This window comes from Paraburkholderia adhaesiva, from assembly GCF_021390575.1.
Classification (GTDB): domain Bacteria; phylum Pseudomonadota; class Gammaproteobacteria; order Burkholderiales; family Burkholderiaceae; genus Paraburkholderia; species Paraburkholderia adhaesiva.
This window is the reverse complement of record NZ_JAJEJQ010000002.1, coordinates 1,566,987-1,588,579: the sequence shown is the minus strand read 5'-3', so window position 1 is coordinate 1,588,579 and position 21,593 is coordinate 1,566,987. Positions and strand designations below refer to the sequence as shown.

Sequence of the window (21,593 nt, the reverse complement as noted above, 5' to 3'; positions counted from 1 at the left end):
TGTCAGGTGACACATTCCGTGAATAACTAACGGCCAGTCCCGGCGACGGGTTGGAATACTCAGCGGCACGTGACGTGCCCTATCGTCTCGATGTTAAAACGGTTGCTCTGCATTATTAGCCTCGCCGGATTGATGGCAGCGTGCTCGCATGATGGTCCGGACAATCTGGTTGGCACCTGGGGAGAGTCGATTCAGGGACAAACCTATCCCTTGTTGAAGATCGAGAAGACCAGCGGGCGTTATGTACTCTACACAAACGCCAACGGGCACTGGTACCGGGCGAGCGAGTACATGTACGTCGCCACGAAGGCCGATCTGGAGCAATTGGTCCACCGCCCGGTGAGAAACAGCGTGACGGGGCTGAGGGGTGGCGTCGCAGCGGTTTTCATGGTGCCAGCCGGCTGGGCCGAGGGAAAGTTTTCCACGCATACTGGATTCTTCGCCGTGACGTGGTTCGGCCCGATCGAATTGGTCCGCATTTGAGCGATTGGATCTTCGATCCGGTTGTGTTGAATTCACACCGGCAAGCGAGTCAGATCGTGATGTCGCCGGAAAACCTGGCATAAGCGAATACGCCCGCCCTGGGTGTGTCTCGCATATTCTGGTTTGGGAGCGGGAATGTATGCCGCGGTTCCAAAATACTGCTATTGATGGAACGTTTCCACCCGGAAATGTCGAGGCCGACAAGGAATAGGTCCGAAAGGGTCGGTGGTTCACCGTATAAAAAAACCGATCTCGCTTAACCACATACCAGCAATGATCTTGACCGTCACGTCGTGGACTCGCATCCACACGACGGCATTCGGCATTTTGCTGACCGTCTAATCTACGCCGTAGATAACCGGTTATACCGAAGCGCTGCGACAACTCTGTCTGTCGGATTCGGCGGGTTGAAAGGACGGCTAATTGCCTTTTTTCGTCTTGCATAAAAAAACGCGCACAAGCGTTACGCAGTAACGAAATAGAAGGAAATTGAAAATATATAGGTGAAACACCTAAAGATTTCTTTGCGCGGGCCGAAATGAGATCTAGAACAGGTGCGGACGCTTTAGCCCGCTAAAAAAAGTTGATGCGACCGTGTGCTCGACCGGTGCACTCCCCAATACAAAATGACACGCCAACTCATGAAGTACCGCACAGGCGCGCTATGTCGATGCTTTGACACGCTATTTGCCCGCAGCGTTGTATTCGTTCACGGTGCCCTCGGGGCGGCCATCGTCACGTTGAGTGGCAACGGTATCGACGCAAAAAAGCAATCGTGAGTCGCGTAACTAGCACGAACCTTCGCCTCACAGGTAAGGATGTGCCAATCTACGGTCCGTATTCGGATGTTGTTCTGGTCGAGCAAAACACGGCAGTGTCGAAAAACCGGCAACAGCAGGCGACACTACTGGTTGATGCTGTCGAGGTATTCCACTGAGGCCATGAGGCAGGACGTTGTTTATGAGAAGTGTTCGAGAAGGCGCCGCATGATCGGGAATGGCGCGGTGGTTGATAAAGAGTCGCAACCAGAGACGAGGTTAGCCCGGGCAGCGCTCAGGATGCTGGCTCATCATGCGATTGTGAAGGCTTGCGAGGCAGCCGATGCCGCGAACGGCGATGCACTCGAAAGCGTCAGGCAGTCCGTGCTCAACGAAAAACTGGCCGCCACAGTGCGCGTGGAGTTTCCCGCCGACGCTGATGTTTTCTTCGAGGAAATCGAACGCATGTTGATAACGATCGACCGGATGCAGGGGGAAAGTCCGTCTGGAAGTAGTCGTGACGCTCAGAAGGAATAGAGACAGCTTTGATGGGCGATCGTTGACGGGCACGGTCTGCCTGAAGTCGCAAAGTGCGAAGCGGGCCAGCATACTGACGGCGAACGCATCGGACGTTGCCGTTCGTGGAAGCGGATTTCGCAATTCTGTGCTCAGTCGGGCGACGACTGCGAGACATTCTGATCGTCATCGATTTTCGGGTGACACGCTCGAAAGTTGAGTGTCGTAGATAGACAGGGTGATCACGTCTCCTGCGTGGCCCGAACTCGATCTGGAAATATCTTGTTCGCCATTGCTTGAATAAATATCCATAGAGTGAACGTGGATTAATTCAAAAGACGTACGCGGGATACGAGTGCCGCGGCCAGTCGGCAGGCGAGGAGGAATTTCGTCCACCCATGATTTCCGGCGGGCTAAACGGTACTCATCAAAAGCCTAAAGAAATAGTGCGACCGTGCCGTAAACGTAGGCAGCCTGCGTACTCGCAAGATCGAATTACAGACGGAGTGATCGTGAAACTTTCCTTTTCCCAGAAGCTTTGGACGCCTCTTATCCTTAGCCTTGCGTTCTTTGTCGTGATGTCGGTTGTCGATGCTTACCGGATTCGGGAAGTTCGCTACGACGAGCGAAAGACGGATCTGATTCACGCGACGGAACTGGCAATCGCGACGACCAAGGCGTATGCAGAGCAGGCGACAGCCGGAACCATCACTGTCGACGAAGCCAAAAAGCAGGCGCTGGCAGCGATCCGCGGACTGCGTTATGGGCAAGGCGGGACCGGATATTTCACGCTGATGAATTCCGAACCCGTCATTCTGATGCACCCGATCCATCCGGAAATGCAAGGGCGCAACATGAACGACTACAAGGATCCGAACGGGGTTGCCTTGTATCGCGACACCGTTGACGTCGTGAAGAGGGATGGCCGCGGCTTCGTTCGCTATTCGTTCCCGAAGCCCGGTACCAATGAGATCGGCCCGAAGGTGTCGTTTGCGGCTCCATACGAACCGTGGGACTGGATTCTGCAGACCGGCGCTTACACCGATGACATCGACGCCGCATTCCGCACCTCCCTCTATCAGAGCCTCGGTGGCCTCGTTATTGCCGCCGCGGTGCTGGCTGCCGTTGTGATCTGGCTGAACCGGAGCATCCTGGGCACGCTTGGCGGCGATCCGGCCGAGGCGGTCGAGATTGCCAGCCGTATTGCGAATAACGACCTGTCTGTCGTTGTTCACACGGCTCCGAACGACCGCAGCAGTCTCATGCATTCGATGAAGCAAATGCAGGAGCAGTTGAGCACGATGATCCGGACGATTCGCAGTTCGAGCGAATCGATTGCGTCCGCAACGGGGCAGATCGCCGCCGGCAATCAGGATCTGTCGCAGCGCACGGAAGAGCAGGCCGCATCGCTTGAGGAAACCGCCGCGAGCATGGAGGAGCTGACCTCCACCGTCAACCACAATGCGGACAACGCGCGTCAGGCGAGCAATATCGCTTCGCACGCGTTGGACGCTGCAAAGCGTGGTGGCGGCGTCGTGCAGCAGGTGGTCGAAACCATGAACGGCATCAACGCGAGTTCGGACCAGATTGCCAGCATTGTCGGCACGATCGAAAGCATCGCGTTCCAGACCAACATCCTCGCGCTCAACGCCGCTGTGGAGGCTGCGCGTGCCGGAGAGCAAGGGCGTGGTTTCGCGGTCGTTGCTGCCGAGGTGCGCTCGCTTGCACAGCGTGCTGCGTCTGCATCGCGGGAAATCAAGGACCTGATTCAGGACTCGGTCGGTCGCGTGAAGTCGGGCGCCGAGTACGTCGATTCGGCGGGTACCACGATGGGCGAGATTGTCGAGGCCGTGAAGCGCGTCACGGACATCGTGAATGAGATTTCGGCGGCGTCGGCGGAGCAGAGCAAGGGCATTTCGCAGGTCAGCGAAGCGGTGACCCAGATGGACTCGGTGACCCAGCAAAATGCCGCGCTCGTCGAGCAGGCTGCTGCTGCTGCGCATTCGCTGCAAGCTCAGGCTCAGGACCTTCGGTCGAACGTTGACCAGTTCAGGCTCGCCTAATCTCGCCCTAAAGGCGGCTATTTCGTCGACCAGAGAATCCGTGCGGTGAAATCCCGCTTGATCGACGACGTGCCGCCTTGAGCGCCACCGCGATCGAGGCGCTTACTTCCACCCTTCGAGCCGAAGGGTGGCCCGCACGAGGCGCTGCTCTTCGCTTTCGATCTCGCGCAGATATTCAATGACGTTGCGGATATGCTCGCTCGCCGCCTTGCGTGCCTGCTCGGGCAACCGTCCGGTGACGGCGTTGTAGAGGCGCGCGTGCTGCCGGTCGATCTGCTTCTTGAGCGGCTCGCGGTGGTAGAGGTTGTTGACGGATGCGAAGACCGAACTCAGCAGCAGGTCGGTCAGCGACTGCAGCGTGTTGACGAGCACCGGGTTGTGCGATGCCTCGCAGATCGCGCGATGAAACGCGTGGTCGAGCTTCGCACGTGCTTCCGGCGGCAGGTCCTGCGCTTCGGGCGCGATCATCTCCTCATAGCGCCGGGTGATCAGGACGAAATCGGCATCGGTACCGCGCCGTGCCGCGAGACGGGCCGCCTCGGCCTCGAGCATCCCGCGCACCTCGAACAGGTCGTAGAGCGTGCGCGGCTGCGATGCGAGCAGGTGCATCATCGGCGTGATCTGCCCTTGCTCGGTCAGGTCCGCGACGAACGAGCCTTTGCCGTGCACGGTGTCGATAACGCCGCGTGCGCGCAGCAGTTTCATCCCCTCGCGCAGCGCGGTGCGCGACACGCCAAGCTTTTCCGTCAGGCGCCGCTCGGACGGCAGCGCCTGACCGACCTTGAGGATGCCCTCGACAATGAGCTTCTCGATGCGCTCGGCCGCCACGTCGGCGACGCGCCGCGAGAGAGGCGGTTCTGCATGCATTTTCATACTGGTATGACCACTTTTGCGCGACATGCGTGATTGTCGCATGAACCGTTGAATTCATTGGCTTTTGCGGGCGCGCAAAGCCCCCAGGGAAGAGCCTCTATAAAAAACTGGTATGACCACGGCTGCAGGCACTGGACAACAGGTCGCACACCCAGAAAAATCGCCGGATTCATGGAAAAGGGCGCCATGCGTCGCTCGCATGGTGGAGACAAGGCAATGAGCTTCATGTACGACGAAGCGATCGACGGCCCGCTGCCGACGGTCGATCGCGCAGAACTCGCGGCTGCGCTGCGCGCGGGCGCACCCAGGCTTGAAATCCTGACGGATCGTGAGGACCTGCGGCCGTTCGAATGCGACGGCCTCGCCGCCTATCGCGCGGTGCCGCTCCTCGTGGTGCTGCCGTCGACGGTCGACGAGGTCCGCGCCGTGCTGAAGATCGCAGCCGCACGCGGTGTGCCGGTCGTGGCGCGTGGTGCGGGCACGGGCCTGTCCGGCGGCGCGATGCCGCTCGAGAAGGGCATCCTGCTCGTCATGGCGAAATTCACGCAGATTCTCGAAGTCGATACGGACGCGTGCATCGCGCGCGTGCAGCCTGGCGTGCGCAACCTCGCGATCTCGCAGGCTGTCGCCCAGCACGGTCTCTACTACGCGCCGGACCCCTCGTCGCAGATCGCCTGCTCGATCGGCGGCAATATCGCCGAGAACGCGGGCGGCGTGCACTGCCTCAAGTACGGTCTCACCGTCCACAACGTTCTGAAGGTCGAGATTCTGACGATCGACGGCGAGCTGATCACGCTGGGCAGCGATGCCTTCGACAGCCCCGGCTTCGACCTGCTCGCGCTGTTCACGGGCTCGGAGGGGATGCTGGGCATCGTCGTGGAGGTGACCGTGAAGCTGCTGCCGAAACCGCCGAGCGTCAAGGTGCTGATGGCGAGCTTCGACGACGTGGTTGTCGCGGGCCAGGCGGTCGCGAAGATCATCGGCGAGGGCGTGATTCCCGGCGGCCTCGAGATGATGGATAACCTGTCGATCCGTGCGGCCGAGGACTTCATTCACGCCGGCTACCCGGTCGACGCCGAGGCGATCCTGCTCTGCGAACTGGATGGTTCGTGCGATGACGTCGACGAGGACGTCGAGCGCGTTGGCGCACTGCTGCAGGCGGCGGGCGCGTCGGACTTGCGCGTTGCACGCGACGAGGCCGAGCGGCAGCGCTTCTGGGCCGGGCGCAAGAACGCGTTTCCGGCTGTGGGCCGCATCACGCCGGACTACTACTGCATGGACGGCACGATTCCGCGGCGCGAGCTGCCGCGCGTGCTGACGGGGATCGCCGCGCTGTCCGACCAGTTCGGCCTGCGGGTCGCGAACGTGTTTCATGCGGGCGACGGCAATCTGCATCCGCTCATCCTCTTCGACGCAAACAAGCCTGGCGAGATGGACCGCGCCGAGGCGCTCGGCGGCCGGATCCTCGAACTGTGCGTCGAGGTGGGCGGCAGCATCACGGGCGAGCATGGTGTGGGTCGCGAGAAGATCAACCAGATGTGCGTGCAGTTCAAGCAAGCCGAGATCGAGTTTTTCCACGCGGTCAAGGCTGCGTTCGATCCATCGTCCCTGCTGAACCCCGGCAAGAACATTCCGACGCTGCGTCGCTGCGCCGAATTCGGCAAGATGCACGTCCACATGGGTCAACTTAAATTTCCCGAACTGGAGCGGTTTTGATGCGACGCGAACTGGATTCGATGGACGACAGCGCCGCATTGATCGCGCAGGTTGAGGCGGCGCGCGCCGCACGCACGCCGTTGCGTATCCGCGGCGGCGACAGCAAGGCATTCATCGGGCGCGTGGTTGATGCGCCTGAAATCGACACACGCCGTCATCGCGGCATTGTTCAGTACGACCCGACCGAACTCGTCGTGACCGCGCGCGCGGGCACGCCGCTCGCCGATGTCGAAGCCGTGCTCGACGAAGCCGGCCAGATGCTGCCTTTCGAGGCGCCCGCGTTCGACGGCCTGGCCACGATGGGCGGCATGTTCGCAGCCGGCGTGTCCGGTGCACGGCGTCCGTGGGTTGGCGCGGTGCGCGACTTTGCGCTCGGTTGCCGTGTGATTACCGGCGATGCCCAGCACCTGCGTTTCGGCGGCGAAGTGATGAAGAACGTCGCGGGCTATGACGTTTCGCGACTGATGGTCGGGAGCTTCGGCTGCCTCGGGCTCGTGACCGAAGTGTCGTTCAAGGTGCTGCCGAAGCCGCGTGCGTCGCGTTACGTTGCGCTCGAACTCACGCCGGACGCTGCGCGCGAGCGGCTCACCGCCTGGCGCCGCACGGGGCTGCCCGTCACTGGCGCATGCCACGCCGATGGCGTACTGCAAGTGCGTCTCGAAGGCGGTGTGGGCTCGGTGCGCGGCGCGCGTGAAGCGATCGGCGGCGCCGATGCCGACGAATCGTTCTGGACCCAACTGCGCGACTTCACGCTCCCGTTCTTCGCCGATGCACGCCCGCTGTGGCGCCTGTCTCTGCCCGTCGCGGCGCCCAATTCGGCATTGCCGGGCGACGCGCTGCTCGACTGGGGCGGCGCGCAACGCTGGCTCAAGACCGATGCGGATGCGAGCGAAGTTCGCCGCATTGCGCGCGAGCTCGGCGGCCACGCAAGCGCGTTCACGCCGGGCGCGACCGATACGCCGTTCCAGCCGCTGCCCGATCCGCTGATGCAATTGCACCGGCGCCTGAAAGCGCAACTCGACCCGCTGGGGATCTTCAACCCGGGCCGCATGTACGCGGATCTCTGACGCTGACTGCCTAATCCGATGCAAACCAATCTTAGCGAAGCGGCGCAGGCCCTCGAACGCGCCGAAGAGGCGGAATCGATCCTGCGCGCCTGCGTGCACTGCGGGTTCTGTAACGCGACCTGCCCGACTTACCAGTTGCTCGGCAACGAACTCGACGGGCCGCGCGGCCGGATCTATCTGATCAAGCAGATGCTCGAAGGGCAGCCCGTCACCGAAAAGACGCAGCTGCATCTCGACCGCTGCCTCTCCTGCCGCAACTGCGAAACGACGTGTCCGTCGGGCGTTCGGTATCACTCGCTGCTCGACATCGGGCGCGCCGAGGTCGAGCGCCGCACGACGCGGCCGCTTGGCGACCGCTTGCTGCGCGCGGGGCTGCGCCACACCGTGCCGCGGCCGAAAACATTCGCTGCGCTGCTCGGCGCGGGCCGCGCCGTGCGCGGTCTGTTGCCCGAGTCGCTGCGCGACAAGATTCCAGCAAAGGCGCCGGCAGCGAGCCCGCGTCCGCGTGCGCGGCACGCACGTCGCGTGTTGATGCTCGAAGGCTGCGTGCAGCCGTCGCTCGCGCCGAACACGAACGGCGCCGCCGCGCGCGTGCTCGACCGGCTCGGGATCAGCGTGACGCCCGCGCCGCAGGCCGGCTGCTGCGGCGCCACCGAATACCACATGAACGCGCAGGATGCGGGTCTCAATCGCGCCCGGCGTAACATCGACGCGTGGTGGCCCGCCATCGAGGCAGGCGCCGAGGCGATCGTGATTTCGGCGAGCGGCTGCGGCGCGTTCGTGAAGGAATACGGCGACCTGCTGCGTTTCGATAAGGCCTATGCGGACAAGGCACGGCGCGTGAGCGCGCTTGCGCGCGACCTCGTCGAAGTGATTACTGCCGAGCCGCTCGAAGCACTTGCGCCCGTTACCAGCAAGCGGATCGCATTCCACTGCCCGTGCACGCTGCAGCATGCGCAGCGCCTCGGCGGCGCAGTCGAAGGCGTGCTCACGCGCCTTGGCTTCGATCTGACCAGCGTGGCGAATTCCCATCTGTGCTGCGGCTCGGCGGGGACGTATTCGCTCACGCAACCTGAAATTGCGAAACAATTGCGCGACAATAAGCTGGATGCGCTCGAAGCCGGCAAGCCGGATGCGATCGTGACGGCGAATGTCGGCTGTCAGTCGCACCTGAACAGCGCGGGCCGCACGCACATCACGCACTGGATCGAGCTTGTCGATTCAATGCTGAACCCCGACCTGGAGAAAAACTGAGATGCAGATGAAACCCGTACTCGGCATTGCCGAAGCGACCCGAATCCTCGATGCAGCACGCGCCGAAGCCGAGCGTAACGGCTGGGCCGTCGCAATCGCAGTGGTCGACGACGGTGGCCATCCGCTCGCGCTCGCACGCCTCGATGGCACGGCGCCGGTGAGTTCGTACATCTCGCAGGAGAAGGCACGTACCGCCGCGCTTGGCCGTCGCGAGTCGAAGGCCTATGAAGATATGATCAACGGCGGCCGCACTGCGTTCCTGAGCGCGCCGCTTGTCGCGACGCTCGAAGGCGGTGTACCGGTCATCGTCGATGGGCAGGTGATTGGCGCCGTCGGCGTCTCGGGCGTGAAGTCCGACCAGGACGCGCAGGTCGCAAAGGCCGGCGCAAACAGCATCGCCGCGTAAGCGCAACAGCGTATTCAGTTAAGCACGAAGGAAGCGAAATGATCGAACACCACGGACTTAAGGTCGACGAAGGGCTTGCCCGGTTCATCGAAACGGAAGCATTGCCCGGTACTGGCGTCGACACCGGCGCGTTCTGGAGCGGTTTCTCGGCGCTCGTGCACGAGCTCGCGCCGCGTAACCGCGCGCTGCTCGCCGAGCGCGACCGCATGCAACTCGAACTCGACGCATGGCATCGCGCGAATCCGGGCCCGGTGCGCGACCTGCGCGCCTACCGCGCACATCTGACGCAAATCGGCTATATCGTGCCGGCGCCGGAGCGCGTCGTTGCAACGACCGCAAACGTCGATAGCGAGATCGCGTCGCAAGCGGGTCCGCAACTCGTCGTGCCGCTGTCGAACGCGCGCTATGCGCTCAACGCCGCAAACGCACGCTGGGGCAGCCTGTACGACGCGCTGTACGGCACCGATGCGCTGCCGGAAGACGGCGGCGCAACGCGCGATGGCGCGTATAACCCCGTGCGCGGCGAGCGTGTGATCGCGTTCGCGCGTGACTTCCTCGATCGCGCCGCACCGCTCGCGAGCGGCTCGCACCGCGCCTCGACGGGCTACACGGTGGAAGGCGGCAAGCTGTCGGTCAAGACCGCTTCGGGCTCCACGCAACTCGCCGACCCGGCGCAATTCGTCGGCTATCAGGGCGACGCTGCCGCACCGACCGCGATCCTGCTCAAGCACCACGGCCTGCACGTCGAGATCCAGATCGACGCTTCGACGCCGATCGGCGCGAGCGATCCGGCCCACGTGAAGGACGTGATCCTCGAAGCGGCCGTCACGACGATCATCGACTGCGAAGATTCGGTCGCGGCCGTCGACGCCAGCGACAAGGTCGAGCTCTACCGCAACTGGCTTGGCCTCATGCAGGGCACGCTGGTTGAGGAAGTCTCGAAGGGTGGCCGCTCGTTCACGCGTCGTCTGAATGCCGACCGCGAATACCACGCACCGGACGGATCGACGGTTACGCTGCATGGCCGCTCGCTGCTCTTCGTGCGCAACGTCGGCCATCTGATGACGACGCCCGCCGTGCTCGACCGCGACGGCAACGAGATCCCGGAAGGCGTTCTCGACGGCGTCATCACGACGCTCTGCTCGATGCACGACCTGAAAGCGAAGCGCAATTCGCGCAAGGGCTCGATCTACATCGTGAAGCCGAAGATGCACGGCCCGGTCGAAGTGGCCTTTGCCGCCGATCTGTTCTCGCGCGTCGAAGACCTGCTCGGCCTGCCGCGCGAGACGATCAAGATGGGCATCATGGACGAGGAGCGCCGTACGAGCGTGAACCTGTCGGCGTGTATCGCGGCTGCGTCGTCGCGCGTCGCGTTCATCAACACCGGCTTCCTCGACCGCACCGGCGACGAAATGCACACCGCGATGGAAGCGGGCCCGATGCTCCGCAAGGGCGACATGAAGTCGTCGGCGTGGATCACCGCGTATGAACGCAGCAACGTGCTCGCCGGCCTGTCCGCAGGCCTGCGTGGCCGCGCGCAGATCGGCAAGGGCATGTGGGCGATGCCGGACCTCATGCACGCGATGCTCGAACAGAAGATCGCGCATCCGCGCGCGGGCGCGAACACGGCGTGGGTGCCGTCCCCGACTGCGGCGACGCTGCACGCAATGCACTATCACGATGTCGACGTTCAGGCCGTCCAGCAGGAACTCGAAAAAATCGACTACGCGCAGGAACGCGATGCGCTGCTCGACGGGCTGCTCACGGTACCTGTTGTCGAGCGTGCGCAGTGGAGCGAAGAGGAAATCCGCCGCGAAGTCGAGAACAACGCGCAGGGCATTCTCGGCTATGTCGTGCGCTGGGTCGAACAAGGTGTCGGCTGCTCCAAGGTGCCCGATATCAACAACATCGGCCTGATGGAAGATCGCGCGACGCTGCGCATCTCGAGCCAGCACATCGCGAACTGGTTGCGCCACGGCGTGATCACGCGTGAGTTCGTGCTCGACGTGTTCAAGCGCATGGCGGCCGTCGTCGACCAGCAGAACGCCGGCGACGCGAATTACGTTCCGATGGCGCCGAACTTCGATGCGTCTTACGCATTCAAGGCAGCGTGCGCACTCGCGTTCGAAGGCAAGGAACAGCCGAGCGGCTACACCGAGCCGCTGCTGCATCAGTATCGACTCGCGTTCAAGAAACACCAGCGAGCAGGCTGATTATCGAAGGCGGGCGCCACGGCGCCCGCCTTTTTTTTGTCGCTTCGACGATGGGCCGCGCGTGCTGCGTGCGGCGCCTGGCTTCGATACGGCAGCGTGTGGAAATAAATCCCGTCTACGGGACAATGGAGACTAGATGAACCCCGTAATACAGCTACCAGCCGGTACGCTATTTGCCCAGCCGCTGACGCCGGTGGGCAACTCGCTTGCCCTTTCGTTTCTCGTTGCAGCCATTCCGATCGCCGTCGCGCTCGTGATGCTCGGCGTGCTGCGCCGGCCGGCCTGGCAGGCGTCGCTCGCAGGACTTGTCTCTGGCCTCGTGATTGCGATCGCCGTCTGGGGCATGCCGGCCACGCTCGCGTTCGACTCCGTCGCCGCCGGCATGACGCTCGCGCTGGTTCCGGTGATGTGGATCGTCGTCAACGCGCTGCTGCTGTACAACATCGCGGTGAAGACGGGACGCTTCGACCAGTTCCGTCAATGGATGCTCGACCACTTGCCCGATGACCGGCGCCTCGTGCTGCTCGTCGTCGCGTTCTCGTTCGGCTGTCTGCTCGAGGGGATTTCCGGCTTCGGCACGCCGGTGGCGATTACGAGCGCGCTCCTGATCGGGCTCGGATTCCCGGCCCTCGAAGCACTTACCTTCACGCTGATCTTCAACACGGCGCCTGTCGCATTCGGCGCGCTCGGTGTGCCGATTACGGTGCTCGGCGCCGTCACGTCGCTGCATACCGAGACGCTTGCCGCGATGGTCGGCCGTCAGTTGCCGTTCTTCGCGTTCCTGCTGCCGTTCTATGTCGTCGGCATCTACGGTGGCGTTCGCTCGATCGGCAAGCTATGGCCCGCACTCGTGGTGTCGGGCGGCAGCTTCGCGCTTGCGCAGTTCATCACGTCGAACTTCCTTGGCTACCAGTTGACGGACGTTCTTTCGTCGATGGCTTCGCTGATCATCACGATCGGCTTCCTGAAGGTCTGGAAGCCGGAGTTCGATCCCGCGTTCTCGCTTTCCCGCACGGAGAAGCGCGCGACGAATCACTCGGAACGCGTCGGCTACGGCGGCTGGTTGCCGTGGATTCTCGTGTCGATCATCGTGATCGTCTGGGTTCATGCGAACATCGCATCGATCGGTCAGGCGAACATCAAGTGGCCCGGCCTGCACAATGCCGTGTACATGACGCTCTATAACAAGTCCTATGCGGCGGTCTGGACTTTCCAGCCGCTCGGCACCGGCACGGCCATTCTTCTCGCCGCCGTGGTCACGGGGCTCTGGACGCGTGTCGGCTTCGGCGGCTTCTTCTGCTGCGTTGCGCAGACCTGGAAGCAAACGCGTATCGCAATCGCTACCGTGATGATGATCGTCGCGCTCGCGTACCTGCTGAACTACTCGGGCATGAGCTACACCCTCGGGATGGGTGTTGCATCGACGGGTGCGCTTTTCCCGCTCGTGTCGGCATCGCTTGGCTGGATCGCCGTGTTCCTGTCGGGCAGCGATACGTCGGGTAACGCGCTCTTCGGCAACCTGCAGGTCGTGGCTGCGAAGCAACTCGGGCTGGATCCGGTGCTGATGGCAGCGACCAACTCGTCGGGCGGTGTGATGGGCAAGATGATCTCGCCGCAGAACATTGCAACGGGCGTCGCGACGACGGACCTGAAGGGGCAAGAGGGCGTCGTGTTCGCCCGGACGTTCTGGCACAGCGTGTTCCTGACGCTGCTGCTCGGCGTGCTCGTGTTCGCGCAGCAACACTGGCTGAGCTGGATGATCCCGGCGCTGCCGCATTGATCTAGATCCCGGCGGTTGCCGGGAGCGGCCGGATGGTTGGGTTGTCCGGCTGCCTGGTTCGATGAAAAGGGCCTCGCTACAGAGATGTAGCGAGGCCCTTTGTCATTACTGAGCGGAGAGAGCCTGCTGCGGTGTGCCGCAGCAGGTTCAGTCGATCAGGACTCCAGCGGTTTGCGCCAGTCGTCAGCGGCTTCCGTGCCGGCGATGCTGATATGGGCGGGTGTTGGCATGTGAGATCCTTGATGGGTTTGTTGCAGAGCAATTTAAATTTCGATTCCTGATAATTGCTCAGGTAGATGGCAGGATGGGTAGCTTAGTAATCGTGCCACGTGCGCTGAGGCTTGCTGAATCTGCGTAAAAATTGATGTTAGGAATGCATAGTGTTTCTATAGTGCGTGAAGACGCGCGAATTTGCTTGCACCGCCCAGAGTTTCTTGGGCAATCACGGGCGAGACAATGACGACTACAACGGAAATGAGTGCGTCACCGCCGCGTTTGTTAGTTGCGACCGGCGCATGATGTTGCGCGTTCAACGGTCGACAATATCCCGTTCCTGGTGCGCTTAGGTCCAGAAAGCTCGAACTCGCGGCCCTTCTGCGATAGGCTTTTCGTCTTTAAGCGATGAACCTGCGACGATCGGTATTAGCGTGCAGGCTCCCGAAGCCCCTCCAATTGCAAGTTGAGGCTCTGCAAAGGAGCCTTGATGTTTCGGATCACGCCGGCGCGACCTATTTGTCTGAAGAACCTCAATTTTTCGCGAGCGGGGCCGTTAAACAAGCGGGTAGATGTCGTGGTTAGCATCTGCCTCTTTGCAATAGCGTGTTCGCCGCACCAGTCCTAACTGGTGCGGCTTTTTTCCGTAGAGATAGAGCGTAGAGCGCGATTGAGTGACCTTCCTACACAGGAAGGGTTGACCGCAGCCTCGCGGATCAAGCGTCCCGGACGGCATCCACACCGATTATCCATCCCTCGACTAGAGCCACCGCGCGATCCGATGCGCTCAACGATGGATGCAACGCCATACAAAGGCGCTGTTCCAGATCAGCATGCCGCAGCCACTCGGCAATCGTGTACGCATCAAACTGGTCATCAGTCATGCCGGCGGGTGCGACACATCCGCGCCTCCACATCGACGGATACGCTTCCACAATCGCCGAGCGTCCCACCGGAATGTCCCAGCCGTCGAATGGCCAGAAGTGAACCTTGTCGCCGAGCTGTCGATGCAGGTAGAGGAGCTGACCTGCCCCCGGTATTAGTACGAAGCGCCGTTAGAGTCCGAGGTTAATAATTCCTTCGTTTCGTGCGCCTGCGCGAACTGCGCTGGCGCCAGATACCCGAGCGAACTGTGAGGGCGCTCGGTGTTGTACTCGATACGCCAATCTTCAATCAACCGCCTGGCGTGACGCATGGAAACGAACCAGTGCTCGTTCAGGCATTCGTCCCGGAATCGCCCGTTGAAGCTCTCGATGTAGGCGTTTTCCACCGGCCTGCCGGGCCGGATGAACGACAGCGTTACGCCCACTTCGTAAGCCCATGCATCCAGCACCTTACCAGCGAACTCCGGGCCGTTGTCCACCGTGATGGACCCGGGCAAGCCGCGCATCTCGCTTAACCGTTCAAGCACCTGCTTGACCCGTTGACCCGGCAATGAGGTATCGACCTCGATAGCCAGGCACTCACGCGTGTAATCGTCGACCACGTTCAGGCAGCGAAAGCGCCGACCATAAGCCAGCCCGTCGCTGACGAAGTCCATCGACCAGCTCTGGTTCGGCCCCGTTGGCACCGGCAGCGGTTTGCGCTCGACAGCGGCTATGCGCTTGCGTCGCCGCTTGCGCACGCTCAGTCCAGCCTTGCTATACAGCCGCCAGATGCGTTTATGGTTTGCCAGCCAGCCCTCGCGCTGCAACAGAACATGAATCCGGCGATAGCCGTAGCGACGCTTTTGCGCGGCGATGGCCATCATCCGGCCAGTCAGCACTTCGTCGTCGACCCGGCGGCGCGACTCATACTGAAACAGCGAGCGCGAAATCCCTACCAGCCCGCAGGCCCGGGTGACACCCATGGCGCGTTCGGTCATCAATATCTGGACCGCTTCGCGTTTGGCCTGCGGGCTTGCTATTTTCGCGACAGAAGGTCCTTCAACGCAGAATTGTCGAGCATCGACTCGGCCAGCAGACGCTTGAGCTTGCTGTTCTCCTGCTCCAGCTCCTTCAGGCGCTGCGCATCGGAAACCGTCATGCCGCCGAATTTCGCCTTCCAGTTGTAGTAGGTCGCTTCCGAGATGCCGTGCTTGCGGCACAGCTCTGCTGGCTTCAGGCCCGCCTCGCCTTCCTTCAGCACGCCAATAATCTGTTCTTCGGTGAATCGCTTCTTCATGACCGCTCCTTGTCGGAACGGACTCTACACCGTCAGCGTACTAATCTCGGGGGGCAGGTCAGAGCCACGGAATACCGGAATGCGTCGACTTGGCGACTGAGCCCTGCACATCAAAGTGGAATACGGACTTTGCTCTGCAGCATTCTTCGGCCATGCGACGCCATCTCGGGTTACCCTGGCGCGCCTTGCCATTGCCGACCCTGCCGTCGCGCACGAAATCGACATAGACATCTGGCTCATCTGTCGGCCAGTGTTCGCGGAAGTCCTCCAGGAACGCATACCAGTCTTGCGCGAGTTGATGGGCTTTGAAGTAGCGCAGGGGAAAAGAGAAGCTATGGTCAATGCCGATGATCGTCGGTACATCGTCGCTCAGAAGTTCGGTCAACCACAGTGCTACGCCGCGTCGCGTCCAGTATTTGCGCGGACTGGGCGGGGAAAGCGCTTCGACGGATACATCGTTTGGGGTAGGCGCGATATACACGCGCAAGCCCTTCAAGCTGTCATCTGGAGTTCGGGCGCCCGAATAGTCGATTCCCACATAGCGACGAAAGGCCGTCGACATGCTGTTATCCGGATCGAGACTACGTTGCAGCACCGAGCACGCGGACGACGTCAAGGCGACCGCTCCGGCGTTTCCGGGGCAATCGCGCCTGTACGGCGAATCAGGTCGCCCCAGCCAAGCGGCACGTAGACCGTGCCACCAGCCAGCTCCACCGATGGGACAAATTTCTCCAGCGTAACGCCAGCCATGATGAATACCTGCTTCGTCCCGAGATAGCTTTCCGTGCGTAGCCACGGGACGCGGCCGTTGTTGATTTCTTCCACGCTGTACGCTGCGCCGTGCGTGCCTGCCTCGGGCCGCAACAGGGGGCCGTCAAATGCCAGTTTCAGAATCTGGTCAGGTTCGCCGGCGTACGGTGCGCCGGCATACCGTTCGTAGGGCGTGCGTTCCCAGTTGTCACCCCATTGGCGATCGAGCGCGAGCCTGGTGAAGAACGCCCATGTGTCACGTACGAAGCAGAGTCGATATCGGTTTTGCACGCCGCTCAGATCAACATGCATGGTCATGGCGTTGGCTCCTTCCGTCGAAAACAGAATCGCCCGCGGCGGCACACTTCCTGCAATTGCGGCGTGTTGCCCGCGCGAACGCTGTTCACTCGATAGAGGTCAGCTGCGAGTTCTGCGTACCTTGATTGGCTGATTTGATATATGTCAATCGTACGCTTCCCGACGCGGCTATTCTCCATTCAAGGGTGTTCCTACAGACAGGATGCCGGAACGCCCCGCGATCAAGTCGAGTTGTCTGCTACGGAGCGTCGATCATGTCACTGAAGGGAACCATCAACGGGGCTACGTGGACGGTGATTGCGGAAACCGTGCCAGCACCACTGGGCGGGTACGGTTGCAATATTCACGTCTCGTACGCGCCGCCCGAAGCGGAGTTCACTCGCGAATTCACCCACCACAGCACGTTCGAAAGCGAAACGGCGGCGGTTATCGAGGGCTTGCGCGAGGGAGCCCTGTGGGTCGAACTCAAGACCCGTCGCGCGTTCCACATGTGAACGAAATCCGGCGTTGCGATGCGGTGATGTGCACGCGCGTCGTCTATCGGCCTTCGTCGGCGAACAGGCTGTCGGCGGGATTGGACTCGGTCGCGTCGACACACTGAACATGCCATCGTCCTTCCGTCGACGCTGCCCTGTCTTGCGCCAGCCAGCGAACGGCGCCTGTTTCGCCTTCGAACGGACCGTCCGGGGACGCGAGGTCGAGTCCTTCGAGGAGACACAGCGGTTGCCGGTCGTCGCCCGCTAGCAGGCAAGTGCCGTCCAGCGTTTGGCCGGCAAGTCCCCATGGCGGTACACCGGCACCAACGTGAGCTTCCCGCGACCACTTTCCAGCCTGCTTGTCGAGCCAGATGATGGCGCACGCGTTGGGGTCGAGCGGATCGTAGTGGTCGAGATGAGCGGTGATGCGCATGGCGGCACTCCTGAAGGGAGAAGTTTCAGCTTACTGACTCAAAACCCACTGGACAAGCACGTGGGCGTCCTCGCGGGAGAGCGGGCCGCCCCGGTCCGCGGCCAGCGGCATCGGCGTGTCGCCCCAGTGTGCCGGGCCGCCGAGTCGCAGCTTCTTTTCCAGCATGGCGTCTGCGTGCGGCGTATTGCGATAGCGCTCGGCAATCTGATGGAACGATGGCGCGAGGAAGGGCGCGTCGGTGGTGTGGCAGAACATGCAGTGCTGCGCGTCGACGAGTTGGGTCGGCTCGGGCAACTGCGCATGAACGAAGGGGGATCCGAGGGCCGCGGCAAGTGCTGCGGCGGCGAGCGCCAGCCTGCCATTCGCAGACGGTGCCTTCAGGCGAGTCAGTGAGCGGTCGATCTCGGAAGCGGCTCGGTGCATCTGGGTTCTCCGTTTTTCGAGGATGCGGATCTCGTTGGGGCTGAGGGGCCCCATGCGACCGCAAAGTTTCTGTGTTATTTCGCCGATCGTCTGCGCGGCAGGGAACATGCCGCTATGCGTCGGCGCGTTGTTAGCTGGCGCCGCCTGCTTCGAGCGCGGCGTCCTGCGCACGCGAAGGCACGAGCAGCACTGGCAACGTCGCGCTACGCACCACGCGCTCGGCGACACTGCCGAGCACGAGGCGCCGCAGCCCGCGACGCCCGTGCGTGCCCATCACGATGACGTCTGCCTTGCAGTCCGCAGCGGCGAGCAGAATGCGCTCAGCGACGTCCTCGCCGGGCCCGGCGACTTCTTCGATCCGTGTGGTGCCGGCTACGCCGCGCTCTTTCATGCGTGCCTCGGCCTGTGCTGTCACGCGCCGTCCTTCTTCCGCGAAGGCGTCGCGAATGATCGTCGGGTCGAAGCCGGGGGAATCGAACGCCAACACCGGCACGTCGACGACGTAGATCGGCCGAACCTCAGCCTTCATGTCGACGGCAAGCTGCAAGGCGGTCTCAAGCGCGCTCGAGGCGGTTTCGCTGCCGTCCAGCGGAACGAGTATGCGTGTGTACACGATGTATTTCTCCGACAAGATTGTTTTGCGCTCAGGCCCGTCGGCGTGTCGTCGACGGTGGCGTGGCTTCTTGTTAGCCTGGTTTTGATTGTGCGCGCACTGCCCCTGATTTTAATGCGACATGAGGACCGGGAGCGTCGCGGAGTCGAACATCGTGCGGGTCACGCCGCCTACCACCTGCTCTTTCCAGCGCGCGTGGCCATAGGCGCCCATCACGACGAGGTCGTAGGCTTCATCGGCGGCGAGGGAGAGCAGCGCGTCGCCGCAGGTTTCGTCGATATCGTTCGAAATTTCGACGATATCGACATGCGCGCCGTGCCGTGCAATCGTCAGTGCGATGTCGGTGCCCGGTGCGCGAACCGGCGCTGGCGAACTGGGAGTGTTGATGCGCACGACCGTGACCCGTTCCGCGCGGGCGAGGAACGGCATCGCGTCGTGGACCGCCCGCGACGCCTCGCGGCTGCCGTTCCAGGCAACCAGCGCCCGCGAGCCCACTGCTTCGTGGCGTCCCGCGTAGGGCACGACCAGCACCGGACGGCCCGACGTCAACACGACAGTCTCAGGAAAACGGTCTGCGACATAGGTTTCGGGGTCGTCCGGGTCGCTCTGTCCGACGATGATGAGATCGGCGTAACGGCTGTGCGTAATGACCGATTGCTCGGCGTTTTGCGACGCTGCGATCCACTCGCCCTCCACCCCGGCGCGCAGCAACTCGGCGCGAAAGATGCGCTCGGCCGCGCCGCGCTGCTCTTCGCGCAGCTTGCGATGGGTTTCGAACCAGCTGGCGGAGCCGGCCATGACGCGGAACTCGCGAGGATCGGGCACGAAAGTCGCGAACAGTCCCGTGAGGTGTGCGTCGAACCGGCGTGCGAGGCGCAACGCGAGTTCCAGCCGCGCTTGCACGCGATTGCTCGTGTCGAGGTGGACAAGCAGGGTTTTGTAACTCATCGCTGCAACGTCTCCGGAAGTGCCCGAAACGGGCGAAAGGGCGCTCAACGCGCCGTCACGTGATTCGAGTCTAGAAACGCTCGCCCTTCAAATATTGATGTAGATCAATATTTGAAGGGCGAGCGGGGCTGCCTGCGAGTTCAGGCGGCGGGCATCGGCTCGCCTGCGGGATAGGGACGATTCAGCTCGCCACGCTCCGGCAGGTCGAACGATTCCAGCCAGGTCGGCACATCGCAGCGCCAGCCCAGCTTTTCGGCGATGCGTCGCCGCAGCGCGTCCGCAGCTGCTGGTTCGCCGTGCGTGACGATGGTGCGCTCCGGCGGACAGGTCATGCCGTCGAGCCAGCGCAGCGTCTCGGTGTAATCCGCGTGTGCGGACAGCGATGAAATCGACGCGACTTCGGCGCACACCGGCACATATTCGCCGAGTAGCTTGATGCTCGGCTCGCGTGCTTCGAGCGCCGCACCGCGTGTCCCTGCGGCCTGATAGCCGACGAGCGCAATCGTGTTGCGCGGATCGGGCGCGTAGAGCGCGAGGTGATGCAGCACGCGGCCGCCGGTCGCCATGCCACTGCCTGCGATGATCACCTTCGGTCCGCGCCGTCCGGCGATGGCCTTCGATTCGTCGATCGTGCGCGTCATGAAGGCGGTGTGGTCGATGGCATGCAACTGCGAGAGCGTGAGCCGGTGCTCGCGCATATGGCGGCGGTACAGGTCGGTGACGCTGATCGCCATCGGGCTGTCGAGATAGACCGGGATGGCAGGCATGCGTCCGGCCTCCTTGCGCCGCGCGATGTAGTACAGAATCTCCTGGGCGCGTCCCACGGCGAAGCACGGCATCACCACGACGCCTTCTCGCGCGAAGGTGCGTGCGAACACCTCGGCCAGTTCGTCCTCGGGATTGAGCGCCTTGTGCAGGCGGTCGCCGTAGGTTGACTCGATGACGAGATAGTCGGCGTGCGCGGGCGGTGCGGGTGCACGCATCAGCGGATCGTCGGGGCGGCCAAGGTCACCCGAGAACGCGACCAGCGTGTGGTTGCAGGACAGCACCACGCTGGCGGCTCCGAGAATGTGCCCGGCGGGCAGGAGCCGGAAGCCGAACTGGCTATTGAGCCACGCGGGCGCATCGAATTCGCGCGGACCGATGAGGCGGAGCGCGCGTTCCGCATCCTGGAGCGTATAGAGCGGCAACGCCGGATGATGTTTCGAGTAGCCGTGAGCATTGGCGAACGCCGCTTCCTCTTCCTGCAGCCGCGCGCTGTCGCGCAGCATCACTTCACACAGATCCGCCGTTCCGGGCGTGCAGTAGACCGGGCCGCGAAAGCCGTCGCGTGCGAGGACGGGCAAGTAGCCGCAGTGGTCGATGTGCGCGTGCGTGAGGATCACGGCGTCGATCGACGCGGCGGGGACCGGCAGCGTTTCCCAATTGCGCCGGCGCAGGTTCTTCGTGCCCTGAAACAGCCCGCAGTCGATCAGCACGCGCTTGCCGGCCGCTTCCAGCAGAAAACGGGACCCTGTCACAGTCTCCGCCCCGCCCAGAAAAGTGAGCTTCATCGTCGTCTCCACGACCCGCGCAGTCACCGCGCCACGACATGAATTGGAGCATGTATCGGCGCGGGTCGTTTGACGTGGATCAGTCTGACAGACTACGTGGCGCTTTGTGCACGTTGGTGATCTCCCGATATTTATTGTCTGAGGAAAACCGGGGGAGAAGCGACGATTGTTTTTGAGTGGAGACGGCGCAAGCGCTCAGGCACGTGGTGCGTAGACGTTGCACCAGCCGTCGGCCGAAACCGACTTGCCCGGAAACATTGGGCACGGTCCCGCGGCATCTTGTGCGCCGCCGGTGTAGAAGCGGCAGTTTGCGCAATGCTGGCCAGCGTGAAATTTCGGGAACTGCGCGGAATCGACGGTGCTGGCCTTCGCGCGATAGCCAAGCGGCTTCACGGCGGCGTCGTTTTCGTCGACGAGCGGCGCAGTAGCGAATGCCCGGTCCGCAGTTGCGAGCGCCGCGCAAAGACTCGCAGCGTGGATGATGAATGTTCTGCGATTGCTGGAAAACATTATGTATTCCTTAGTGATTTAAAAGGCGGTCGGTTTGCACCACGCGCCCCCCGTGGAAGGGGGC

Annotated in this window: 20 protein-coding genes; 10 read left to right on the top strand and 10 right to left on the bottom strand. The window is 62.5% G+C overall.

What is annotated here, in order from left to right:
* The first annotated feature begins 90 nt into the window (after positions 1-90).
* The 3 genes from L0U80_RS22770 to L0U80_RS22760 all read left to right on the top strand — a co-directional run bounded on the left by L0U80_RS22770 (position 91) and on the right by L0U80_RS22760 (position 3,820).
* Complete coding sequence (locus L0U80_RS22770) at positions 91-483, top strand: hypothetical protein (protein ID WP_233870451.1); 393 nt, start codon at positions 91-93, stop codon at positions 481-483.
* Positions 484-1,469: 986 nt separating this feature from the next.
* Positions 1,470-1,778 carry a hypothetical protein gene (locus L0U80_RS22765; RefSeq protein ID WP_233870448.1) on the top strand — a complete coding sequence of 103 codons (309 nt, stop codon included), beginning with the start codon at positions 1,470-1,472 and terminating at the stop codon, positions 1,776-1,778.
* A gap of 491 nt (positions 1,779-2,269) precedes the next feature.
* The gene (locus tag L0U80_RS22760; RefSeq protein ID WP_233870445.1) at positions 2,270-3,820 is read left to right on the top strand and encodes a methyl-accepting chemotaxis protein; all 1,551 of its coding nucleotides are present in this window, start codon (positions 2,270-2,272) and stop codon (positions 3,818-3,820) included.
* Between the two features lie 102 nt (positions 3,821-3,922).
* On the opposite strand, the gene glcC is transcribed toward L0U80_RS22760, so the two are convergent.
* Positions 3,923-4,687 carry a transcriptional regulator GlcC gene (gene glcC / locus L0U80_RS22755; protein ID WP_233870442.1) on the bottom strand — a complete coding sequence of 255 codons (765 nt, stop codon included), beginning with the start codon at positions 4,685-4,687 and terminating at the stop codon, positions 3,923-3,925.
* A 222-nt stretch (positions 4,688-4,909) separates the two neighbouring features.
* On the opposite strand from glcC, the gene glcD reads away from it, so the two are divergent.
* From glcD to L0U80_RS22725, 6 genes are all read left to right on the top strand, one after another.
* On the top strand, positions 4,910-6,409 hold the full coding sequence (glcD, locus tag L0U80_RS22750) for a glycolate oxidase subunit GlcD (protein WP_233870440.1): 1,500 nt from the start codon (positions 4,910-4,912) through the stop codon (positions 6,407-6,409).
* A complete protein-coding gene (gene glcE / locus L0U80_RS22745) occupies positions 6,409-7,476 on the top strand; it encodes a glycolate oxidase subunit GlcE (RefSeq protein ID WP_233870437.1) in 1,068 nt (355 codons plus the stop codon). Before glcD ends, glcE begins: the two co-directional genes overlap by 1 nt.
* 18 nt (positions 7,477-7,494) lie before the next feature.
* Positions 7,495-8,730, top strand: a complete 1,236-nt coding sequence (gene glcF / locus L0U80_RS22740; protein WP_233870434.1) for a glycolate oxidase subunit GlcF — start codon at positions 7,495-7,497, stop codon at positions 8,728-8,730.
* A gap of 1 nt (position 8,731) precedes the next feature.
* Entirely contained in the window at positions 8,732-9,136 is a 405-nt protein-coding gene (locus L0U80_RS22735) for a GlcG/HbpS family heme-binding protein (RefSeq protein WP_233870431.1), read from the top strand.
* 38 nt (positions 9,137-9,174) lie between these two features.
* Positions 9,175-11,349: a malate synthase G gene (locus tag L0U80_RS22730; protein WP_233870428.1), complete on the top strand. Its 2,175-nt coding sequence runs from the start codon at positions 9,175-9,177 to the stop codon at positions 11,347-11,349.
* 136 nt (positions 11,350-11,485) lie between these two features.
* Positions 11,486-13,129, top strand: a complete 1,644-nt coding sequence (locus L0U80_RS22725; RefSeq protein WP_233870425.1) for an L-lactate permease — start codon at positions 11,486-11,488, stop codon at positions 13,127-13,129.
* Between the two features lie 1,252 nt (positions 13,130-14,381).
* On the opposite strand, the gene L0U80_RS22720 is transcribed toward L0U80_RS22725, so the two are convergent.
* The 3 genes from L0U80_RS22720 to L0U80_RS22710 form a co-directional block, all read right to left on the bottom strand.
* Positions 14,382-15,505 (bottom strand): IS3 family transposase gene (locus L0U80_RS22720; RefSeq protein ID WP_373322135.1). Its coding sequence is split into 2 segments (ribosomal slippage): positions 14,382-15,247 and positions 15,247-15,505, totalling 1,125 coding nucleotides; the frame shifts between segments, so codons are not numbered across the junction.
* Positions 15,506-15,563: 58 nt separating this feature from the next.
* Positions 15,564-16,067 (bottom strand): hypothetical protein, encoded by a 504-nt coding sequence (locus L0U80_RS22715; protein WP_233870423.1) that lies wholly within the window; start codon positions 16,065-16,067, stop codon positions 15,564-15,566.
* A 50-nt stretch (positions 16,068-16,117) separates the two neighbouring features.
* The gene (locus tag L0U80_RS22710; RefSeq protein ID WP_233870420.1) at positions 16,118-16,573 is read right to left on the bottom strand and encodes a hypothetical protein; all 456 of its coding nucleotides are present in this window, start codon (positions 16,571-16,573) and stop codon (positions 16,118-16,120) included.
* Positions 16,574-16,827: 254 nt separating this feature from the next.
* Here L0U80_RS22710 and L0U80_RS22705 point away from each other — a divergent pair, with 254 nt between their 5' ends.
* Positions 16,828-17,067 carry a hypothetical protein gene (locus L0U80_RS22705; protein ID WP_233870417.1) on the top strand — a complete coding sequence of 80 codons (240 nt, stop codon included), beginning with the start codon at positions 16,828-16,830 and terminating at the stop codon, positions 17,065-17,067.
* A 43-nt stretch (positions 17,068-17,110) separates the two neighbouring features.
* On the opposite strand, the gene L0U80_RS22700 is transcribed toward L0U80_RS22705, so the two are convergent.
* From L0U80_RS22700 to L0U80_RS22675, 6 genes are all read right to left on the bottom strand, one after another.
* On the bottom strand, positions 17,111-17,482 hold the full coding sequence (locus tag L0U80_RS22700) for a DUF3564 family protein (protein ID WP_233870414.1): 372 nt from the start codon (positions 17,480-17,482) through the stop codon (positions 17,111-17,113).
* Positions 17,483-17,512: 30 nt separating this feature from the next.
* Positions 17,513-17,905: a c-type cytochrome gene (locus L0U80_RS22695; protein ID WP_373322275.1), complete on the bottom strand. Its 393-nt coding sequence runs from the start codon at positions 17,903-17,905 to the stop codon at positions 17,513-17,515.
* 130 nt (positions 17,906-18,035) lie between these two features.
* Positions 18,036-18,518, bottom strand: a complete 483-nt coding sequence (locus L0U80_RS22690) for a universal stress protein (RefSeq protein ID WP_233870411.1) — start codon at positions 18,516-18,518, stop codon at positions 18,036-18,038.
* 111 nt (positions 18,519-18,629) lie between these two features.
* Positions 18,630-19,466, bottom strand: coding sequence for a universal stress protein (locus L0U80_RS22685; protein ID WP_233870409.1), 837 nt, complete (start codon positions 19,464-19,466; stop codon positions 18,630-18,632).
* Between the two features lie 140 nt (positions 19,467-19,606).
* Entirely contained in the window at positions 19,607-21,019 is a 1,413-nt protein-coding gene (locus L0U80_RS22680; protein ID WP_233870405.1) for an MBL fold metallo-hydrolase RNA specificity domain-containing protein, read from the bottom strand.
* A 195-nt stretch (positions 21,020-21,214) separates the two neighbouring features.
* Complete coding sequence (locus L0U80_RS22675; RefSeq protein ID WP_233870402.1) at positions 21,215-21,529, bottom strand: high-potential iron-sulfur protein; 315 nt, start codon at positions 21,527-21,529, stop codon at positions 21,215-21,217.
* Positions 21,530-21,593: the final 64 nt, after the last annotated feature.